The organism is Promicromonospora sukumoe (assembly GCF_014137995.1).
In the GTDB taxonomy this organism is placed as follows: domain Bacteria; phylum Actinomycetota; class Actinomycetes; order Actinomycetales; family Cellulomonadaceae; genus Promicromonospora; species Promicromonospora sukumoe.
The window spans coordinates 3,660,525-3,679,143 of record NZ_JACGWV010000001.1; the positions used below are offsets into that span (position 1 = coordinate 3,660,525).

At 70.2% G+C, this 18,619-nt stretch carries 21 protein-coding genes and 1 tRNA gene; 4 read left to right on the forward strand and 18 right to left on the reverse strand.

Going from position 1 to position 18,619, the window contains the following annotated elements:
- Nucleotides 1–12 precede the first annotated feature (12 nt).
- From FHX71_RS16145 to FHX71_RS16155, 3 genes are all read right to left on the reverse strand, one after another.
- Entirely contained in the window at nt 13–591 is a 579-nt protein-coding gene (locus FHX71_RS16145) for a potassium channel family protein (protein ID WP_312877065.1), read from the reverse strand.
- A 135-nt stretch (nt 592–726) separates the two neighbouring features.
- Entirely contained in the window at nt 727–1,965 is a 1,239-nt protein-coding gene (locus FHX71_RS16150) for an RtcB family protein (protein ID WP_182618061.1), read from the reverse strand.
- An 84-nt stretch (nt 1,966–2,049) separates the two neighbouring features.
- Nucleotides 2,050–3,651 carry an MFS transporter gene (locus FHX71_RS16155; protein ID WP_246402599.1) on the reverse strand — a complete coding sequence of 534 codons (1,602 nt, stop codon included), beginning with the start codon at nt 3,649–3,651 and terminating at the stop codon, nt 2,050–2,052.
- Nucleotides 3,652–3,809: 158 nt separating this feature from the next.
- Here FHX71_RS16155 and FHX71_RS16160 point away from each other — a divergent pair.
- A tRNA-Ile gene (locus FHX71_RS16160) sits at nt 3,810–3,883 on the forward strand.
- Nucleotides 3,884–3,962: 79 nt separating this feature from the next.
- Here FHX71_RS16160 and FHX71_RS16165 read toward each other — a convergent pair.
- From FHX71_RS16165 to FHX71_RS16235, 15 genes are all read right to left on the reverse strand, one after another.
- Nucleotides 3,963–5,156, reverse strand: coding sequence for a tyrosine-type recombinase/integrase (locus tag FHX71_RS16165; RefSeq protein ID WP_182618063.1), 1,194 nt, complete (start codon nt 5,154–5,156; stop codon nt 3,963–3,965).
- Between the two features lie 4 nt (nt 5,157–5,160).
- Nucleotides 5,161–6,852 carry an AICE element replication initiation protein gene (locus tag FHX71_RS16170; protein WP_182618065.1) on the reverse strand — a complete coding sequence of 564 codons (1,692 nt, stop codon included), beginning with the start codon at nt 6,850–6,852 and terminating at the stop codon, nt 5,161–5,163.
- 110 nt (nt 6,853–6,962) lie between these two features.
- Nucleotides 6,963–7,184, reverse strand: a complete 222-nt coding sequence (locus FHX71_RS16175) for a helix-turn-helix domain-containing protein (protein ID WP_182618067.1) — start codon at nt 7,182–7,184, stop codon at nt 6,963–6,965.
- Between the two features lie 34 nt (nt 7,185–7,218).
- Nucleotides 7,219–8,205 (reverse strand): bifunctional DNA primase/polymerase, encoded by a 987-nt coding sequence (locus tag FHX71_RS16180; protein ID WP_182618069.1) that lies wholly within the window; start codon nt 8,203–8,205, stop codon nt 7,219–7,221.
- A 77-nt stretch (nt 8,206–8,282) separates the two neighbouring features.
- Nucleotides 8,283–8,477 (reverse strand): hypothetical protein, encoded by a 195-nt coding sequence (locus FHX71_RS16185; RefSeq protein ID WP_182618071.1) that lies wholly within the window; start codon nt 8,475–8,477, stop codon nt 8,283–8,285.
- Nucleotides 8,478–8,557: 80 nt separating this feature from the next.
- A complete protein-coding gene (locus tag FHX71_RS16190; RefSeq protein WP_182618073.1) occupies nt 8,558–8,743 on the reverse strand; it encodes a hypothetical protein in 186 nt (61 codons plus the stop codon).
- A gap of 110 nt (nt 8,744–8,853) precedes the next feature.
- Nucleotides 8,854–9,474, reverse strand: a complete 621-nt coding sequence (locus tag FHX71_RS16195) for an NUDIX domain-containing protein (RefSeq protein WP_182618075.1) — start codon at nt 9,472–9,474, stop codon at nt 8,854–8,856.
- Nucleotides 9,475–9,617: 143 nt separating this feature from the next.
- Nucleotides 9,618–9,986 carry a hypothetical protein gene (locus tag FHX71_RS16200; protein ID WP_182618076.1) on the reverse strand — a complete coding sequence of 123 codons (369 nt, stop codon included), beginning with the start codon at nt 9,984–9,986 and terminating at the stop codon, nt 9,618–9,620.
- Between the two features lie 179 nt (nt 9,987–10,165).
- Nucleotides 10,166–10,489: a hypothetical protein gene (locus FHX71_RS16205; protein WP_182618078.1), complete on the reverse strand. Its 324-nt coding sequence runs from the start codon at nt 10,487–10,489 to the stop codon at nt 10,166–10,168.
- Between the two features lies 1 nt (nt 10,490).
- Nucleotides 10,491–11,591 (reverse strand): hypothetical protein, encoded by a 1,101-nt coding sequence (locus FHX71_RS16210; protein WP_182618080.1) that lies wholly within the window; start codon nt 11,589–11,591, stop codon nt 10,491–10,493.
- Nucleotides 11,592–11,626: 35 nt separating this feature from the next.
- Nucleotides 11,627–11,818 carry a hypothetical protein gene (locus tag FHX71_RS16215; protein ID WP_182618083.1) on the reverse strand — a complete coding sequence of 64 codons (192 nt, stop codon included), beginning with the start codon at nt 11,816–11,818 and terminating at the stop codon, nt 11,627–11,629.
- A 3-nt stretch (nt 11,819–11,821) separates the two neighbouring features.
- Nucleotides 11,822–14,065, reverse strand: a complete 2,244-nt coding sequence (locus FHX71_RS16220; RefSeq protein ID WP_182618085.1) for a cell division protein FtsK — start codon at nt 14,063–14,065, stop codon at nt 11,822–11,824.
- Nucleotides 14,062–14,256 carry a hypothetical protein gene (locus FHX71_RS16225; protein WP_182618087.1) on the reverse strand — a complete coding sequence of 65 codons (195 nt, stop codon included), beginning with the start codon at nt 14,254–14,256 and terminating at the stop codon, nt 14,062–14,064. The genes FHX71_RS16220 and FHX71_RS16225 overlap by 4 nt, the downstream gene beginning before the upstream one ends.
- A gap of 12 nt (nt 14,257–14,268) precedes the next feature.
- Nucleotides 14,269–14,571 (reverse strand): DUF6284 family protein, encoded by a 303-nt coding sequence (locus FHX71_RS16230; RefSeq protein ID WP_182618089.1) that lies wholly within the window; start codon nt 14,569–14,571, stop codon nt 14,269–14,271.
- On the reverse strand, nt 14,568–14,825 hold the full coding sequence (locus FHX71_RS16235) for a hypothetical protein (protein ID WP_182618091.1): 258 nt from the start codon (nt 14,823–14,825) through the stop codon (nt 14,568–14,570). Before FHX71_RS16235 ends, FHX71_RS16230 begins: the two co-directional genes overlap by 4 nt.
- Before the next feature lie 196 nt (nt 14,826–15,021).
- Between FHX71_RS16235 and FHX71_RS16240 the strand changes: the two genes are divergently transcribed.
- The 3 genes from FHX71_RS16240 to FHX71_RS16250 all read left to right on the forward strand — a co-directional run bounded on the left by FHX71_RS16240 (nt 15,022) and on the right by FHX71_RS16250 (nt 18,541).
- Nucleotides 15,022–15,870, forward strand: a complete 849-nt coding sequence (locus FHX71_RS16240; RefSeq protein ID WP_220489704.1) for a GntR family transcriptional regulator — start codon at nt 15,022–15,024, stop codon at nt 15,868–15,870.
- Between the two features lie 823 nt (nt 15,871–16,693).
- Nucleotides 16,694–17,011: a hypothetical protein gene (locus tag FHX71_RS16245; RefSeq protein WP_182618093.1), complete on the forward strand. Its 318-nt coding sequence runs from the start codon at nt 16,694–16,696 to the stop codon at nt 17,009–17,011.
- Nucleotides 17,012–17,749: 738 nt separating this feature from the next.
- The gene (locus FHX71_RS16250) at nt 17,750–18,541 is read left to right on the forward strand and encodes an HAD family hydrolase (protein ID WP_246402601.1); all 792 of its coding nucleotides are present in this window, start codon (nt 17,750–17,752) and stop codon (nt 18,539–18,541) included.
- Nucleotides 18,542–18,619: the final 78 nt, after the last annotated feature.

The window sequence follows — 18,619 nt, forward strand, 5'->3', positions numbered from 1 at the left end:
CCGTCCGCCCGCTCACTCCGCCCGCTCGGTCCCGCCCGACCGCCCCCGCTGCACCGCGCCGAGCAGCACCCGGATGCCCAGGCCGAGGATCACCAGGTCCAGCAGGATCTGGCCGGAGACGAGCAGCCGCACGGCGTCGGTCTGCGCCACGATGTCCCCGAAGCCGACGGTCGCGAACGTCGAGACCGTGAAGTAGAGCGCGTCGCTCCGGCTGAGGGTCTCGCTGAACACCGCCGGATCGCGGGTGCCGAGCGTGAAGTAGGTCGACGCGAACAGGAGCAGGAAGAACGGGACGAGCGTCGCGAGTGCCTGGACCGCCCGCATGCCCGGGAAGCGGGACCGGACGATGGACCGGACCTCCCAGTACGACGTCAGGCCGAGCGCCACGAGCCCGACCGCCAGGGCCAGCGCGAGCGACGGCACCGAGAACCGGTCGAGCGGCAGCACGTAGTACAGCGCCACCAGCAGGCCCGACGTCGCGAACGCCCGCAGCAGGCCGAGGGTGATCAGGGTCCGGCGGCGCCGCTTGGGCAGGGACCGCACGTCGTGGTTCGCGGCGACGTCGCCCGGCTGGGGTTCGCGTTCGTCCACGTGGGCCACCTCCTGCACCGGGCATCCACCCTGAGCATCCAGAGTGACCCCGGACGCACGCGGCGGCCACCGCGACCCCTTCCGGGATCACGGCGGCCGCCGTCGTCCAGCCGGAGGCACCCGGCCAGAAGGGCCTCAGCCCTTCACGCAGAGCACCGTCCGCAGCCGCGCCACGACCTCGACGAGGTCGGACTGCGCGGCGATCACGGCGTCGAGGTCCTTGTAGGCGCCGGGGATCTCGTCGAGCACCCCCTGGTCCTTGCGGCACTCGACGCCCGCGGTCTGGGCCGCGAGGTCCTCGAGCGTGAACTCCTTCTTGGCCTTGGTCCGCGACATCCGTCGGCCCGCGCCGTGCGACGCCGACCAGTACGACTGCGGGTTGCCCAGGCCGCGCACCACGTAGGAGCCCGTGCCCATCGACCCGGGGATGAGGCCCAGGTCGCCCTGGCCCGCCCGGATCGCGCCCTTGCGGGTGACGATCAGCTCCGCGCCGTCGACCTGCTCGCGCGCCACGTAGTTGTGGTGCACGTTCACGCCCTCGTCGAAGGTGAGCTCGCGGCCGCCGTCGGGCAGCTCCGCGAACTCCTCCCGGACCGCCTGGACGGCGAGCGCCATCATGACGGCCCGCGAGCGGGCCGCGTACTCCTGGGCCCACCAGAGGTCGTTGAGGTATGCGTCCATCTGGGGCGTGCCGGCGAGGAACACGGCGAGCTCGCGGTCCACGAGGCCCTTGTTGTGCTCCAGGTCCTTGGCGATGCGGACGTGGTGCTCGGCGAGTTCCTTGCCGATGTTCCGGGAGCCGGAGTGGAGCTGGAGCCAGACCTGGTCGTCCTGGTCCAGGCAGACCTCGACGAAGTGGTTGCCGCCGCCGAGCGAGCCGAGCTGCTTGCGCGCCCGGGTCTCGAGCTGCCGCACCTTGGGGTTCAGCGTCTCGAACCTGTCCCAGAACATCTGCTCGCCGCGCAGCCGCTCCTGGCCGCCGGACCCCTTGACGGGCCGCAGCTTGCGCAGGTCGACCTGCTCGTCGTGCGAGTGGAACCCGACCGGGATGGCGGCCTCGATCCGCTTGCGCAGGCGGGAGAGGTCGTCGGGCAGGTCGCTCGCGGTGAGCGAGGTGCGGACGCCGATCATGCCGCAGCCGATGTCGACGCCGACGGCGTTGGGCGACACGGCGTCGCGCATGGCGATGACGGAGCCGACGGTCGCGCCCTTGCCGAGGTGGACGTCGGGCATCACGCGGACGCCTTCGACCCACGGCAGGGCGGAGATGTTGCGGAGCTGGTTCAGCGCCGCGTGGTCGACGTCGTGCTCGTGCGCCCACATGAGGGTCTGGGCCCGGGCGCCGGAAAGGGCGACCGGGAAGGTCGAGGACATGGGAGTGCTCCAGTTCAGTTGCTTGATTGGCTCGCAGAACCTACGGGGCGACGTCGGACGGGCGCCAGGACATTTCGCGGTACGTCAGGCGCCGGGCAGCTCCGGACGGGTCGACGACGGCCGTTGGTCGGGCAGCCGCAGCATGCGGAACGAGGTGCCGAAGCCGGCGAGGCTCGCGAGCAGCGGGACCAGCAGGGCGACCTGCAGGGAGCGGTTGCGGGCCTGCTCGTTGATGGCGAGCACCTCGGCCTCGACCGCCGGGGGCTGACCGGTGATCTGCTCGGCGAGCTGGGTGGTGCTCATCACCTCGGCGTCGGTCTCCAGCGCGGTGGCGATCTGCTGCTGCTCGGCCGCGGGGATGACGGGGTTGTCCCGGGTGAGCTGGTTGAAGCCCAGCGCGAGGGTGGCCAGCAGGATGCCGCCCGCCATGGCGAGCCCGAAGGAGAGGCCGAACGACCCGGCAGCGGAGTTGACGCCGGCGGCCTCGCTGACCCGTTCCTCCTCGATCGGGGCGAGCGTGTAGTTGTTGAGCTGGGAGACGAGCAGGCCCAGCCCGCAGCCCGTCACGGCAAGCGGCAGCGCGAGGTACCAGCCGCTGTCGACCCGCCAGACGAACGGGATGATGACGGCGATCCCGACCGCGGAGAGCAGGAACCCGGTGCGGATGACCGACGCCGGGCGCCGCTTACCGCTCCGCCGTCCGGCCACCAGGGCCGCGGCGAACATGGTCAACGAGAGCGGGCTCAGGGCGAGGCCGGCCTCCAGGGCGTCGTACTCCAGCGTCATCTGCAGGAACAGCGGCAGGGCGATCATGGCCCCGCCGAGCGTGATCTGCTGGAGCATCTGGCCGGTGACCCCGGTGGTGAAGGTGGGGTGCCGGAACAGGCCGGGGTCGAGCAGGGGAACCTTGTGCCGGCGCTCGCGGCGCACGAGCCAGCGGGCGAGCAGCGCCAGCGCGACGACGCCGATCGCGATGAGCAGGCCGACGAGCTCGCCGCCCTCCTGCCACACCAGGATGCCGAGCACGACGCCGCCCATGCCGATCACCGACAGGACGGCGCCGACGACGTCGACCTGGCGGGAGCCGGTGTACGGGACGTCGCGCACCAGCCGGATCTGGGCCAGGACGACCACGATGATGACCGCCTCCAGCCCGAACCCGACCCTCCACGACAGGTAGGTGGTGACGAACCCGCCCAGCAGCGGGCCGACGGCGGCCGCGATGGCGGCAGCGGCGCCGACCATCGCGTACGCCTGCTTCTGGGCCGGGCCCTCGAAGTTGCCGTGGATCAGCGACTGCATCGCGGGCAGCAGCAGGGAGGCCCCGAGGCCGCCGACGATCGCCCAGAACACGACGATCGCCGTCAGGCTCTGCGCGAGCGTCATCGCGAGGGCCCCGGTCGCGTACGCGAGCAGCCCCAGCACGTAGGCGCGCTTGCGTCCGATGAGGTCGCCGACCTTGCTGTTGATCAGGATGAACGCCGCCGAGACCAGGGCCTCCAGCGCGATGGCGGACTGCACTCCCCCGGCCGTCGTGTCCAGGTCCCGGACGACGGCGGAGATCGACACGTTCATCAGCGAGGTGTCGACCACGAGCACGAACATCGCCGCGGCCAGCAGGAGCATCAGCCGCCGGCTGTGCGCATCCTTGGGGGCTGTGGTGCCCTCGACCGGTTCGGGTCCCATGTCGCCGTCCTTGGCTCACGGGGCGGGTCGGCAGCCCCCGGCGGTGCCCCCCGTCGCTCACTTTCGAGCGTACCGACGCCGACGCCGTCGTGCCGCGCGGCCCTCACCTGCACGGACCGTCCGAGGCAGTAAGATCCTTGCGCGGCTTGGTGCCGCACGCCCCGTTAGCTCAGCTGGTCAGAGCAGGAGACTCATAATCTCTCGGTCCTCGGTTCAAGTCCGAGACGGGGCACCGGAGGCCCGGAATCTCGGGGATTCCGGGCCTCCGTGATTTCGTTGTCAGGTTCGAACCCAGCGGAAACCCAGCACTATCAGGCGCCGAACTGCTCCAGGATCTCCCGGTGGTCAGGGCCTACAGCCACGCGCTCCACGTAGTGCCTGGCAGTGATCGCTGAACTGGAGTGCCCCAGTTGCGCAGCCGCCGCCTCGATGTCCGCTCCACGATCGACGGCGGTCGCTACGCTCTTGCGGAACGTCCTCGGCGTGATCCATGCCCACTCGGCATGCCTCTCGCGGAACTTGCGCCACTGCTTGTCGATAGTCGTGACCTCGCGCAGCCCACCGCGCACCGATGGGAACACCAGGCCGAGGTCTCCCCCGGGCACCTGTTCGGCTCGGCGCTTGAGCATCGTCATGGCGAACGCTGGCACCAGGTGGCCACGAGGCTTCTTGCCCTTCGTCGTGTCCTGCCGGAACAGCCGGACACCTTGCTCGCGAACCACAGTGCCGGTGATGTACACGACGTGCTGGTCAAGATCGATGTCCTCCCAGCGCAGCGCCAGCGCCTCGCCAACGCGGCACCCTGTCGCAAGCATGACGTCTACGAGGTCAGCAAGTTCCTGCGCCCTTGCCCTCTCGTCGGCAGCAAGCGCAGCGCGCAGCTTGATCACGTCCGGCAGCCCCAGCGCTCGCACTTCCGTCTCCTCTACCGGGATCGCGGACACCGACCGCGCGGGATTCACGCTGAGCGCGTCCTCCCTCACCGCGACATCGAACATGCCCTTGAGGCACGTCAGGCAGAGCCGTGCGGTAGCGGCACGTTGTGTCGCCTGCTCAGCCACCCAAGACTCCAAGCGGGAGACCGTGCACTCACGGAGACGCAGGCCACCGAGGCCTGGGATGACGTCGTGCTCGGTGACGTCGCGGTATCGCTGCTTAGTGTTCACGGAACGCTCGCTCGGGTCGATCTTCGTCCGGAGCCAGTAGTCAGCCAGCACCTCAAGTCGCGTTTCTGCCGTGATGGTCTCTGACGATGCGCGCTTACGGGCGGCAAGAGCGGTCTGGAGGCTCTGATCCGCTCCGGTGCTCGTGGTGCCCCATGCCTCGACGGGGCGGGTGCGTCCGTCGTTGTCGCGGAACCGGCACCGGGCTATCCAGGTGATGCGCTTCATGGGGACCTGTTCACCGTCGGGCGTGCGCCAGGTCTTGCCCTCACCGAACAGCCGGGTCTTGCCGCCATCGGCGTAGGGCGTCACGGTGATCTTGCCGTGCGTGCCTACGGGCATGGGGTTACGCGACATGGTTGACCTCCAGGGTGGTGACGTTGTGGTTAGGGCGGCATCGGGTGGTGTAGCCGGGGCCGTTGAGGGGTTCGCCGCAGTCGTCGCAGGCGGCGACCTGAGATGGCCCGTATTCGTCCCCCGCGACACCCGCACCCCCGTTCGTGCTGGTCAGAGCGTCGGAGCCTGCGGGGGTACGCGGGGGTTGGCGGGTGTATGCGGGTGTTGAACCCCCGCGCTTCCCCCGCGTACCCCCGCCTACCCCCGCATCGGAAATCGCTGTGACCTGCGACGACGGGTGTTGCGGGTGTTGCGGGGGTTGGATACGGGACACCTCAGGTGGCGTGAGCGCCCACACGGTGACCTTCTGCCGGTTGCGGGCTCCGAGGTCGTCCACGGTCCACCCGGCCGACCGCAGCGCCGGGGCGTTCCGCTTCAGCACCCCGGCCACGGCCCGCACGCTCCGAGGCCACGACCGGGGCGGAAGCCCATCGGGCTGGACCAGGGCGTGGAGGTCGGCGGCGCTGCCCTGCCACGGCTCGGTGACGGCCTCGGCCAGGGCCGCGAGGAACGGGTCAGACGTGACCGCATCCAGGGCGGCACTGTTGGCTTGATCGGCGTACGCCGTCAGGGAATCGGTGCCGTGGATCTGGTCCAGCGCTGCAAGCACCATGGCGAAGTCCGCCATACGGGGCATCGACTCCAGCCGCACCGAGGCAACCCGCACCTTGGCCGCCCGGACCTGGGACAGCAGGGCCCCGAACACTCGGGGCCAGGCCGACTCCCAGGCCGTGAGTAGCTGCGACTCCGGGCGGCGTCGGTCCTCGGTGATGCGGTCCAGGTTCACGACGATGGACCGGTCAGCGAGGTCCGGGGCCATGGCCCCGACGTCGATCCCGTTCATGACCAGCACCCGCCGGAACGAGAACACCGCCAGCCCGTCATCCGAGAACAACTCGCGGCGCACGTCGCCGTCGCCGGTCACCGCGCGGCACAGGGAGTCGGACAGCCACGGCTGAATGGCGCTCAGGTTGTCCAGCCCCACCACCCAGGAACCCTGGGCGGCAGTGACCCACCCGTCCGCGTCGCGGGGTGGCTTGCGCAGCGGCACCGGGGACGGGTCCACGAGTTGCACCAGATTCTTTGTCGCGGATGACTTGCCGGTGCCCTGCTCACCCAGCAGCGCCAGCATCGGGTGCGGGATGCGCTCCCATCCGAGGGCGGCCACGAGCCACGCCAGCACGAGCGGCCGGTCAGCCTCGGTGACGTTCAGCAGCGCCCACAGGTCGTCCAGGCTCCCGCCTTCCTCGGGCATCGGCAGAGCGCCGGTCAGGGCGGTGCGGCGGAACAGCACCGGGGACTCGGTGACGACTGACCATCCGTCGCTGCCGACCCGCACGACGTGTTCGGCGGCGTCGCCCAGGTCGATCCAGGTAGCCCCGTCCTGCTCGGCAACCCGGATGTGGACTTCCTCGGGCTCGGCCTCGCCCGCCGTGCCCTGGAGCACCAAGAGGGCATCTGCAAGGGCCTGCTGCCCTGCGATGGCGCCGGTCTGCTGCCGGTACGCCTTCGCCAGTTCCGCGCGCAGCGAGGACCGGCCGCCGCGCAGCATCCGCACGACGTTGCCACCCGTGCGCGGCACCGCGTAGGCGTCGCCATCGGGGGTGCACCCGAGGTCGTACCGCTTCAGGGCCAGGTCCACGAGAACAGCCGCGGCTGTTTTCTGCCCGCTCTCGGTGCCGCTGTTCTCGGGCGTGGCGGCCGAGGGCATCACCTCGGCCGTGGGCTCGGCAGTGGGCTGCTCGGGGGCGGTCATGCTGCGCTCCCGAACTGCTCATCCAGCCACGCCTCAACATCGGTCAGGCGGTAGCGCAGGTGACGGCCGATCTTGACACCGGGCGGCGTCGGGCGACCGGCGGAGCGCTGCACGTACAGCGAGCGGACGGGGATGCGGAGCATGTCTGCGACCTCCTCAGGGGTGAGTAGTACCGGGACGGTCCGGCCGGGCTGGGCACCGATGCTCTGTACGGTCATGGGGTCCTCCGGGACTCGTGATGCGGCGTGGTGGTCAGGCGGCAGTGCGGGGCTTGGTGGCACCGCGCCGGATGCCGGAGCGGATGGTCTTGTACGCCTCGGCCTCGGTGAACGGCGGGCGCTTGGGGTCGTTGGCTGGCTTGCCGTAGTGAGCGGTGCAGGCGTCCAGCAGCACCCCGGCGGCCTCGCCCTCGCTGAGCGAGCCACCCGCGACGAACTCCCCGAGGCAGCGCGCGGCGAGAAACAGCGCGTGATTGCGACCCCCCTCGGGGGCCTCACGGACGTGCTCGGCTTCCTTCGCCAGCACTGCCCGCAGGTACGCGGAACGGTCCGTGACGGGGCGCAGCTCTCGCACGCCGGACGGCTCCACCGGGCGGGGCGTGAGGCGCTGGACCAGCCAGGCCGGCAAGGGCGTCGCCTCGATCTGGGCCGTCACCTCGTAGCGTCCGGCGTCGGTGGTCGTGGGCGGGGCGACGACGTAGCCGCCCTGCCCTCGGGTGTCGATCAGTGCGCCGAGGCGACCGGCGGTGTTGCCGAGCGGTGTGGGCAGGTGGGCCGTGGTGTAGTAGCGGTGGACGCCTCCGGAGGGGGTGCGGGTGGTCCAGGTGGCCGGAAGCCCCTCCGTGCGGCCGTGAGCCGCTGTGAGGGCCGCCAGAGTGTCCTCACCGGGCGCGGTGGCCGCGCCAGGCTTGGGGGTGTCGGTGTCGATGACCAGCAGGCCCGAGGGCCCGCAGGCGATGCCGATGCCGTAGGGGCGGGCGGTCCAGGCGCGAGTGATTCGGTCGGGGTCGGTGGTGGCGCGCTGCTCCCACCCGGTGTGCTCGCGACGGCACCAGGGGTCGGTGTGGTCGCACTCGGCGGCGGGGTGGCGTGGGGTGGCCGGGCGCTTGCTCCCGGGGGTCAGGGGGAACACGGCCCAGCCTCGGGCGGCGTACTCCAGGGCGGTTGCCAGCAGGGCACCGTGACGGTTCTCGGCCGGGGTGCTTCCCGCGTGCGTGCTGCTCCAGCGCTTGGCGTTCATGGCGAGGTTCCTTCCTGGTGAAGTGGTGGGGCCGGGTCCGGCGGTCGCGGGCGGGCGACCGCCGGACCCCGGGTTGTTCAGCGGGGAATGTTGCGGAGGTAGCGGTTGGCGTCGGCCTGGCGGTCGAACACGCGGCACCCGCACTTGGTGCCGTCGTGCGGCCGGTCGTTGTTGCAGCCCGGGGCTAGGGCCAGATAGCGGTAGTCCCAACTGGTCTTGGTGCTGGTCACGGTCAGCAGTCGCCAGCCGTCGGGATGAGCGGTCTTGGACATGAGCGGTTCCTTCCGTGGTGGGTTGGTGTGGGGGTTGCCTTGCCCTCTCTCCGCCCGACCTGGGGCGGCGATGGGCCCTGTCAGCGGGCCAGGCTGGCGGCGGCGTCGGTCTTGCGGATGTACGTGTCCAAGGTCTTGCCCTTGGCGTTGACCGCTTCCCAGTGGGGGCCGCTGCGCCGGACGCGACCGAGGATCGTTCCGTTGGCGGTGTAGACCGTTCCGTTGTCGTCCAGCCACGTGTTGTTCGCGACGATCTGGCTACCCATGGCGGGTTCCTCCCGTGGAGTCGTGGTGCAGCCGGTGCTGCACCGGGTGGCGTGGCGTCTGCCGCGCTCTCCCGCCGCCCGACCTCGGGGCCGGGCGGCGAGAGGCCGCGTCAGCGGTCCGTGACGGCGAACAGCAGCTCGTCGTGAGCGGCGAACACGTGACCGCCGGTCGTAGCGCGAATGGCGCTGTAGGAGGCCGGGAACCACACGGCCGCGCGGGCGTCGTCCAGGCCCTCGACGGTCGGCAGGGTGGCCGGGCGCAGGGCGGCGAAGTGGGCGACGGACACGACCCAGGCATTGCGCCCGGCGCGGGGGTCCGGCACAACCCGGTCTCCCAGGTCCTTGAACCGGCTGGGCGGGAGCATGAGGCCGGTTTCCTCGGCCAGTTCGCGCGATGCGGCCGCGCTCGGGCTCTCGCCCGGGTCGAGCATCCCGCCGGGGAACGCCCACCCGTGGCCGTCGCCCCGCTCAACCAGCAACACACGCCGAGTGCCGTCCGTGGGCGTGGCGAGCACGATCGCATCGGCAGCCACGGCCTCGCCCCAGTGCCACAGGTCGCCGCGCCCCTCGGGCAGGTCGGCCGGGACGATGGTGGGGTGCGAGGGCCGTCCGTCGATGACCTCGAACGGGACCAAGGCGCGGGCCTGGCGCTCGGCCCAGTCGATGGTGGCCGGGTCGGTGGTGTCGGGGCCGTGCTGGGTGGTGGTGTTGTACTCGCGTGCGGTGTCCATCAGGGGTCCTCCCGGGCCGCTGAGCGGCCTGTTTTTGGCATGAGTGAGGTAGGGGCACGTCGGTAGCGGTAGCGGGACCGGCGAGCCCTGGAAGTGCGGGGTGAGGGGTGTTTCGGGGGTGTAGCGCGGGGTGCGCTACCGCGCTACTTCGTTGAAATTCCGCCGTTTTCGGGGGTAGCGGGCGCGCTACCGGTAGCGGGTCGTTCCGCTACCTGCGCTACCCCGGCAGCGGCCTCGGGCAGGGGCTCCGGAGCGGGGCCGAGGCTGATCCTGGTGACGACCAGGACGACAGCGGCGAGGAACGCGAGGACGGCGACGGCAGCCAGCACCTCGGCCACCGGGGCCAGGCCCAGCGCCAGGTTGGCGACGGTGAGGGCCGAGGCCGAGGCGAACACGGCTCCCGTGCGGGTGATGCCCGTCTCTATGGCGTTGACCAGGGTGATGGCGTCACGGACCAGGGCGGCGTGCTCGGCCGGGGTCATGGCCTCGGCGTTCGTGTCGGCGTGGTTCATGCTGGCCTGATTTCGCAGCCGAACGTCTTGCACTTGTGGGGGCCGTTGTGACCGGCCACGTAGCGGCAGTTGTGGTCACCGAAGTGTGCGGCGGGGTGCTCGCGGTGGTTGTCCCAGCGCACGGGGCACTTGTCATCGGGCGAGGTGGACAGGCGGGGCGACATGGTGGTTCCTCTCGGTCAGGCGGCGGTGCGCCAGTGGGCGGGAAGTTCCTCGTGCGGATCGGTATCCAGGCGTTCGGCCCAGGCCCGTTCAAACTCGGTCACGGTCATCCGGGGCGTGGTCGCCCAGAACTCCCGCAGCTCTCGTGAGGCGTACGCGGTGGCGACCGCTCCCCCGGCGAACAGCCGGGACTCGCTCACCCCGGCCGCCCGGCCACGCACGTTCAGCAGGACACCGTTCGTGGCCCGGTACGCGGCGGCGATGTGGGCTTCCAGGTAGTCCCCGTATTCGGACCGCATGGCGGCCCACTCGGCGGCGGCGCGCTGGAAGATCGGGGACATGTCACGCCTCCACCAGGACCGGCGCGGCCTCGACCACGGCGGCCGCCGTCGCATCGGCCGTGGGCTCCTGTGCGGCGGCGCGAGCCTCGCGCAGCAGGCGCCGGGCGTGGCCGTCGCTCACGGTGTGCCCGGCGTCGGCCAGGGCGGCCTGTGCGGCCGGACCCGTGGCGTCCGGCGTCTGGTCCAGCAGTCCGGACACGACGGCCAGGTGAGCGGACCGGTCCGCCCGGACGGCACCGGACCGGACAGCGGACCGGCGCGGCTTGGGCCGGTTGCCGGACCGGACCGACCGGCGCGGGGTGGACCGGTCCGGACCGGTCATCGACTCCAGTTCGGACCGGACCGACTCAGCGGCCCGGGCCTCGTAGTCCGGTGCGGTCTGGACCGGCGCGGCGACGGCGAGACCGGCCACGCGCTGGTTCGTCTCGATGTGCATTCGGGCCACGTCGGCCGTGCCGTCCGCGACGGCAGACAGCGACTCCAGCCAGGCGGCCACGTGAGCGCGCATCTGCTCCGGCGGCACGGTCCGCAGAGCGACCGCACGGGCCTTGCGTCGCTTGGCCTCGGCGCGCTCGATGGCGCGGCGACCACCCGGGGTGCGGGTCCCGGCCTCGTGGACGCGGGCGGCGTCCTCGACGGTCAGGAACAGGCGGTGCATGCGGGCGGTCTGACGCATGCTGGACCACGAGGCGCCGGACGCGAGGTGCCGGTCACCGATCAGGGCGAGGTGCCACATCAGGGCGGCCAGCAGCGGCACGACGAACCGGAACAGGACCGCTCCGGCCGGGTGCCCGAGGTAGACCTCGTGCACGGCGGCGAACACGCCCGAGGCGGACGACAGCGCCCACGTCAGGGTGAGCAGCGTGCCGCCGGGCCGGTTGTCCCGGGCCGCTTCGCGGGCCAGCAGGGCGACCGTGACGAGGGACAGCTCGAACACGCCCGCCGTGGTGTAGGCGGTGGCGGCGTCCATGCCCAGCACGTCCCGGCCGAACCCGACCATGGCGAGGTAGGCGGACACGGTGGAGATCACGGCGACGGAGACGGCTCCGCCCAGGACCAGGCGGCGCGAACTGCTCCGCGGTGCATCGGTGGTGGTGCTCATGGTGGTGCTCCCTTCGTGTGTGAGGTGGTGCCCGGTCATCGGGCGCGTTCCATCTGGGCGGCGGTCAGGGTGACCAGGCGCGTAGGCCTGGCGAGTTGGACCAGGTAGACGTGCGGGTCGCTCCCGTCGTCTACGCGGGTGTCCTCTACGTCGATCACGCGGCCGGTCTGCCCCTGAGCGGGGCCGGACTTGACGCGGACCTTGGCCCGGAGGCGGAAGGTGCTCACGGGTCAGCCCTCCCCGCTCTCGTCGGCGGGCAGGTCGGCTAGTGCGCCCAGTTCCTGGACCAGGGCGTCACGGACCAGGCCCGCGCGGTTCTTGCCCCGGTGCTTGACCTGGGCGGTGTCGATGCCGTGGGCCTTGACGGCGGCGTTGACCTGGGCGCCGGTCCAGCCCTCGTACAGGGCGGGCTTGGACGTCGCCAGGCGCTCGGCCAGCACCTCGGACCAGACCTTGCCGTTGGGCCACTCGGCGTCCTCGGCGGGCCACACGTCCATGAGGTGGTCCAGGATCGTGGAGTCGTCGGTGTCGGCGGGTGCGTCGCCTGCCGCCATGCCGGTGAGACGTCCCTGGGCCTCGCGGATCGCCCGGGCGCGGTCCGCGATGGTCTCCGCGCCGGGGCCGTCCACGTAGTACGTGCGGACGATGACCGGGTCGTCGCTCTCACCGACCAGGTAGGCCACGCCCAGGTCCTTGCGGGAGAACGTGGTTGACGAGTACCCGGCGCCGTACATGCCCGGCCCCAGGATCATGTTGTTCACCGTGGCGTCCACGACCTTGAACGCCAGGCGCAGGCCCGCGTTGGACGACACCGACTTGGGGATCGACTTGTCGTCGGGCCGCTGGGTGGCGTGCCAGACCATGATTCCGGCGGCCGGGCCACGGCGCACCAGGTCCTCAATGAGGGTCCGCAGCTCTTTGCCGTACTGCGGGTGCTCGTACATGACCTGGGTCTCGTCGTACGCGGCCAGGATCGGGTGCAGGCCCAGGGACTTGTCCGAGGCCAGCGCGTCAGTGACCTTGCCCTCAGGGCACCGGGGGTCACCCTTGAGAGTGGTCCGAATGACCTTGTAGCGGCGCATCATCTCCTTCTGCATCGCCCGCACGTCGGCCAGCAGCGCGGCCATGTCCTCGGGGTCATCGCCGGAGCGGTAGTAGTGCGCGACCTTGGCGAGCGGCGCCAGGTCGGCGCCGCCGCGCAGGTCGTGCGCGTGGATCTCCACACGCGGGTCCAGGGCAGCGGTGAGCAGCAGCAGACGCAGGCTGAACGTCTTGCCCATGCGCGGGATAGAGCCGATGATCCCGGCCACGTACATGAGCGTGGTCTCCACCTTCCGCCCGCGCGGGTCCACGCCCAGCGGGATCGGGTCGAACACGTTCGCCGTGCCCTTGACTGCCAGCGGCCACGCGGCGGGCTTGGTCTCGCTCAGCGACCGGTCCGCCACGTACAGGACCAGGCGGCCCTCATGCACGTCCGGGTCGCCCTCGGGCCACACGCAGCCCTTGGGGCGGCGCAGGCCCGAGGCGAGTTGCGAACGCTTCTCCACGACCTCGGCGGCCGTGGCCCCCGGGGGCAGGTCGATGTCCGCTCGGAACCCGGCGCCGTCGCGAACGATGGACAGGAACCGGATGGATGCGGCGTCCTGCTTCACGCCCTGGTTCACCGACCCGAGGCGAAGCGCCAGCAGCGCGTCACGGATCAGGTCACCCGTCAGGGGCGGGACCTTGGCCGTGGCCGTTGCGGTCTCGGCGATCTTGGCTTCACGGTTACGGCCCACGATGCCCAGCACGCCGAGGGCCACGGCGACCGTGGCGGCCTGCCAGATCGGGTCGGCGTTGGCGGCCACGGCAGCCGTGCCGGCAGAGGCTCCGCCGAGGCCGAGAACGGCCACGCCGCCGCGCCGGAACGCGGTGCCGCGCATCTCCCTCTTGACCCGGAGGTAGGTGTGCGGGTCACCTGCCGTGCTGGCCAGCAGTTCCCGCCGAACCTCGGTATTGCTGGTGTCGGCGGCCCACCGGTACACGCTGCGGCTGATCCGGGCGGCCCCGATGGGGGCACGCCCGGCCAGCCGCAGCGCGTACAGGGGCAGGCGCACGCCGTGATAGGCGCACACATGCCCGGCGTACCCAGCAGCCCAGCGGGCCGAGGCGAGGAACGCGTCACGCGAGGTGAGCCAGTCCGGCAGCACCGCGCGCCGCTCGGCGTCGCGGTGCTCGATGACCCGGCCCCGCGTGGGGGCCGGGGCCTCGGGCTCGGGGGAGGCCGGGGCGTCGATGACCTCACCCGTGAGGGCGTCGTCGTCGGCCGCCTCGGCAACACCCTGGTCCAGCGTGTTTGCGTCGTCCAGGGCGGCCAGGGCCTCGCCCACGTCCTCCGGCCTGCTGGGAACAGCGAACATCGCTTCAAGCTGCGCGACGTCCGGTGCGTCGTCGGGCGTGTACCCGCCCGGCTGGTTCTCGTCGGGGGTGCTCATCCGAGCATCCCGGCGAACAGGCTGTTGAACATGTCCTGAATCCAGACCGAGGCGTCCTGACCGACCGGCGTAGCGGCGAGCATGAGGCCGGTGGCGACCATGAACAGCGACGGTCCCCAGCGCTCCGGGCCCCACTTGCACAGGCAGAACGCGACGACGGCGAAGATGAACGCGATAACGGAGACAGCCATGGTGATGTCCTCTCAGGCGGCAGTGCGGTTGGCGGAGCGGATGACGACCCGGCGGGCCGTGGAAAGCGGCTGGACCAGTCCGAAGACCGGGGCCGTAGACGTGGCGCGGGTGGCGCGGGTGCGGATGACCGTGTTCAGGGCGGTCACCGCGCGGCGGTGAGCCTCGGTCGCGACAGGGCCGGGCGTGATCGCCATCTGGCACTCGGCGTCGACGACGGCGACCTCGGCCGAGATGACGGGCTCCTCGGCGGCGATGGCCGCCAGGTCGGTGAACGTGGGCTCGACCTCGAACCCGTCGTAGTCGGTGTAGGTCACCAGCCCCACCCCCGACGACCGTTGCCACCGTTGCCGCGCTCAGCGGCAAGAGCGGCCTCGTGGACCTTGCGAACCTGGTTCTTCATCGCCTCGACCTGGCGAGCCAGAGACGAAGCCGTGCTGCCAACGGCCTTGAGGCCATCGGCGGCGGTGCCGTGCTGGGACAGCACTCGGGCGGCCTTGTTCAGGCCGTCCTGGGCTTCGAACAGGTAGCGCCTTGCTACGTCTAGACCACTGATGCGGTGCTGAGACATCTCTTCCCCTCCGGTTCCTCGGTGTGCGCCCCGTCACAGGGCGACTGGACACAACATAACAACCGTTCTGGTCGCCGTGTCAACCGTTAGGCCAAAACTCGCGAAACTTGGCAGAACCGCGCGGGGCGTGGATGATCGGTTGCTAGGTGACTGTTATGCCGCAGCAGTCCAACCGAGATGCAGTGTGAGGAGACGAATGCCCAGCCAGGACATGGACGCCGGGGCCGCCCCCGTACGGGCTCGCATAGTCCGCGCCATCCGCAACGACATCGAGTCGGGACGCCTCCGCGATGGGGAATCCCTCCCGGCGACACGGACGCTCGCGGCGCAGATGGACGCGAGCGTTTTCACGATCAACGAGGCCATGAAGGTGCTAGCCGGTGAGGGCCTAATCGAGAACCGCCCGGGCTCAGGCCGAGTCGTCCGGAGCGGCCACCTTCGGCCCGCACCGGAGAGAGCTGCACGCGCGCCTCACGCCTACTTCGTTGGTGGCTACGCAGGGAGCGGCAAGAGCGAAACCGCCCGAGTCATCTCGCGCCTGACAGGCGCGCCGGTCGTCGACAAGGACACGATCACGAGGGCCGTCGTAGAAGGTGCGCTTGAAGCCATGGGGCGGCCACCGCACGACCGGGAATCCGAGACCTACCTTGAGCACGTCCGCCCTCGCGAATACGAGTGCCTGAACGCGACGGTGCTCGAAAATGCAGCGCTCGGAATCGGCGTTGTCGGTACCGCGCCGTACGTCGCGGAATTCGGTGACCGGGCTTGGATCGATCGCAGTAGAGACCAACTCAGCGTCTACGGCATCGGCCTGACACTCGTGTGGGTATCGACCGACGTAGAGACGATGCACACCTATCTTCGGCGACGGGGCGCAGCGCGAGACACGGTGAAACTCGCCAACTGGTCCGACTACCTGAATGAGCGGATTAACGTTGATTTCCGCCCCGTCGATGACCACGTGGTCATTCACAACTCCGCCGACAGTGAGCCCCTACAGAGTCAGGTAACGAGAATGCTTGCGGACGTGGCGGCGCGCTCGTGAATGCGGGCGTAGGCGTCGTGATGTACGGCCCACCAGCAGCCGGTAAGGACACAGTCACGCGCGCCCTTTCCGGCCTCTCTTCGACTTACCGGCACTACCAGCGCCTAAAGGTGGGATCGGGGAGGCGTGAGGGGTATCGCTTCACCGACACACAAGCGCTGGACCAGATGCGCGCCGATGGGGAAATCATCTGGGAGAACCAGGCATACGGCGCTGTTTACGCTATCGATGCGCCGTCAATCACAAGCGCTCTGGCAGCAGGAACGCCAGTGGTCCACGTCGGACAGCCTGCCGCCGTAGAAGCAGTGGCCCGAGCAACCCCTCGTGCCACATGGGTGGTGGTTGACCTGTGGTGCCCCCGGGAAACGGCTGCCGAGCGCCTTGCCGGCAGAGGCAGCACCAACACTGCCGAACGGCTAGCCGTGTGGGACTCGACGCCACGCCTGGCGAGTCCCGATGTCGCCATCGACACCGCCCTCATTGGTCCAGCACAGGCCGCACAGGCCATCGACGAGGCAGTTCGCCGGGCCTAGCCGAATAGGCCGTGAGATGGCCCCACCCGCCACGCGGGTGGGGCCACTTTCTGCGCCGAGGGCAGAACGCAATGCATGCTGTGTCCATGCGCCACGCAACAACCGTGGTGGTAGCGCTCGCAACCGTCGCGCTCGTGACCGGATGCAGCGCTCAGCCACCCGCCATAACCGCACCAACCCCTTCCGCCTCCGCATCGCCATCACCAGCCCCTGAGAGCAGCACGCCAACGGAGTTGGATCGGTGCAGCAGGTTCACGAAGAAAGCAGAGAAGCTCTTAGGATCGCGCGTAGTGAAGCGGGACGACCGCACCCTCGCTGACGGCATTGAAGCGTGCTGGTGGCAGACCGATTACACCGGTTACGTGGCAGCCCTTACGGGACCCGCGCCGCTCGATTTCGTCGCAGTGCTCGATGACACCTATGACGAGCCAACGGCATGGCGTCGGGAGACCGATTCCCCGATGTGGGCGACAGGCCAGGGAATCGGGGGCCAGGCTTCCTGGACATCGAAGGATGAGAGCGTTCAGACCGGCATCGTCGCCCGAGGGATCGACAATGACCACCTAATGGACCTCATGAGTCTTGCGGCGGAGATAGCCCAGGCATAGCGCTCACGCGAGGTATTCAGAGGCATCGGCGTGTACAACCGCCACCCAAGTTCCCCAGCCCGGACACCCGGCCTCAAACCTCCGCCAGGGGCCGCCGATGGCCACGACCTCGCCCAGCACGCTCACTGTGGTGCCGTCATAGGCAAGTGCGGTGCAGCGAGCGGGGATCGACCTCGGCTCCAGGCGCGACTGCCGCCCCGTCGCCTGGTGTCGGTCAGGTGGCCACCCGCCACGTTGCGGGTGGCCATCTCGCCCCGGTGAGCAGCCTGCATAAGGCTCACAGGGGCGAGGTCGTCAGGCACCACACCAGTCCCGCGCACCTCAAACAGGCGTACGAATTTGCACGATGAGCGGCTCGCTCCTCGCCGGGTTGAACCCAGCGGATACCCGACAGAATGATCAGCACACGCTGAGCACGTATGCACATCTACAGCAGCACCGACAGCCGCGCGAGCGCAACGCTTGGCATCGTTTGGCACCCAGCGGATATCCGCCAGGATCGACCGGCTTAGAATCTCTCGGTCCCCGGTTCAAGTCCGGGACGGGGCACATGTCATAGTGCGCTTCTACCCAGTCATTGGGCCCGGAACTGGCCTGCTTCCGGGCGTAATGACTGGGTAGAAGCGCACCATCGAGGACGCGTCAGCACACGGTCCGGGCACTACTGACCGGAACACGAAAAGAACCACCTCCTGCGTTCCTGGTCGGAGTGTGCTGAAACGAATTAACCTGCACGACATGACGACGACCGGGCCGCGGACCAGCCCGTTGATGATCGCGTGCGACATCGACGGGACGCTCCTGCGTACCGGGCACCTGCCTACGACGGCGGTGCAGGCCGCGATCTACACGGTCCTGGGGGCCGGCCACCACGTCGTCCTGGCCACCGGACGCTCTGTGAAGGGCGCGGTCACCGCCGCCCTCCAGCTCGGCCTCGACGACACGTGGATCGTCGCGAGCAACGGCGCGGTGACCGTCCACCTGCGCGGCGAGCACTACCAGGTGGTCGAGGAGCACACCGTCGACACACTGACGGTCGTCGACGTGGCGCTGAAGGAGGCGGCCGCCGTCCGGGTCGCGGGCGAAATCGTCGGCACCGGCTGGCGGGTCAGTGCCCCGTTCCCCGACCACGAGCTCAACGGCGCCCAGCGGCAGGCCCCGATCGGCGAGTTCCTGGTGAACCCGACGCCCCGGATCGCCCTGCACGGACCGGGCGCCCACCAGATGGTCCCCGCGTTGGTCGCACGGGACCTGACCGCGATCGCGACCCGGCTCGACTGGGTCGACGTCACCCCGCCCCGGATCTCCAAGGCCTCCGCGCTGGAGAAGGTCCGCAAGGGGCTCGGCGTCGAGCCCGGCCGGACGGTCGCGATCGGCGACGGCGAGAACGACCTCGAGATGTTCCGCTGGGCCTCGCACGACTTCGCCATGGGCCACGCGGCGCCGTTCGTCGTCGAGGCCGCGACCTACAGCACGGGTTCGATCGACGACGACGGCGCGGCGACCGTCCTGCGCTCGCTGCTGAACTGAGCCGACTGAACTGATCAGACTGGACTGGGCCGACGCCGGGGAGCGTCGGCCCAGTTCAGCGGTACCTCAACCAGCGAG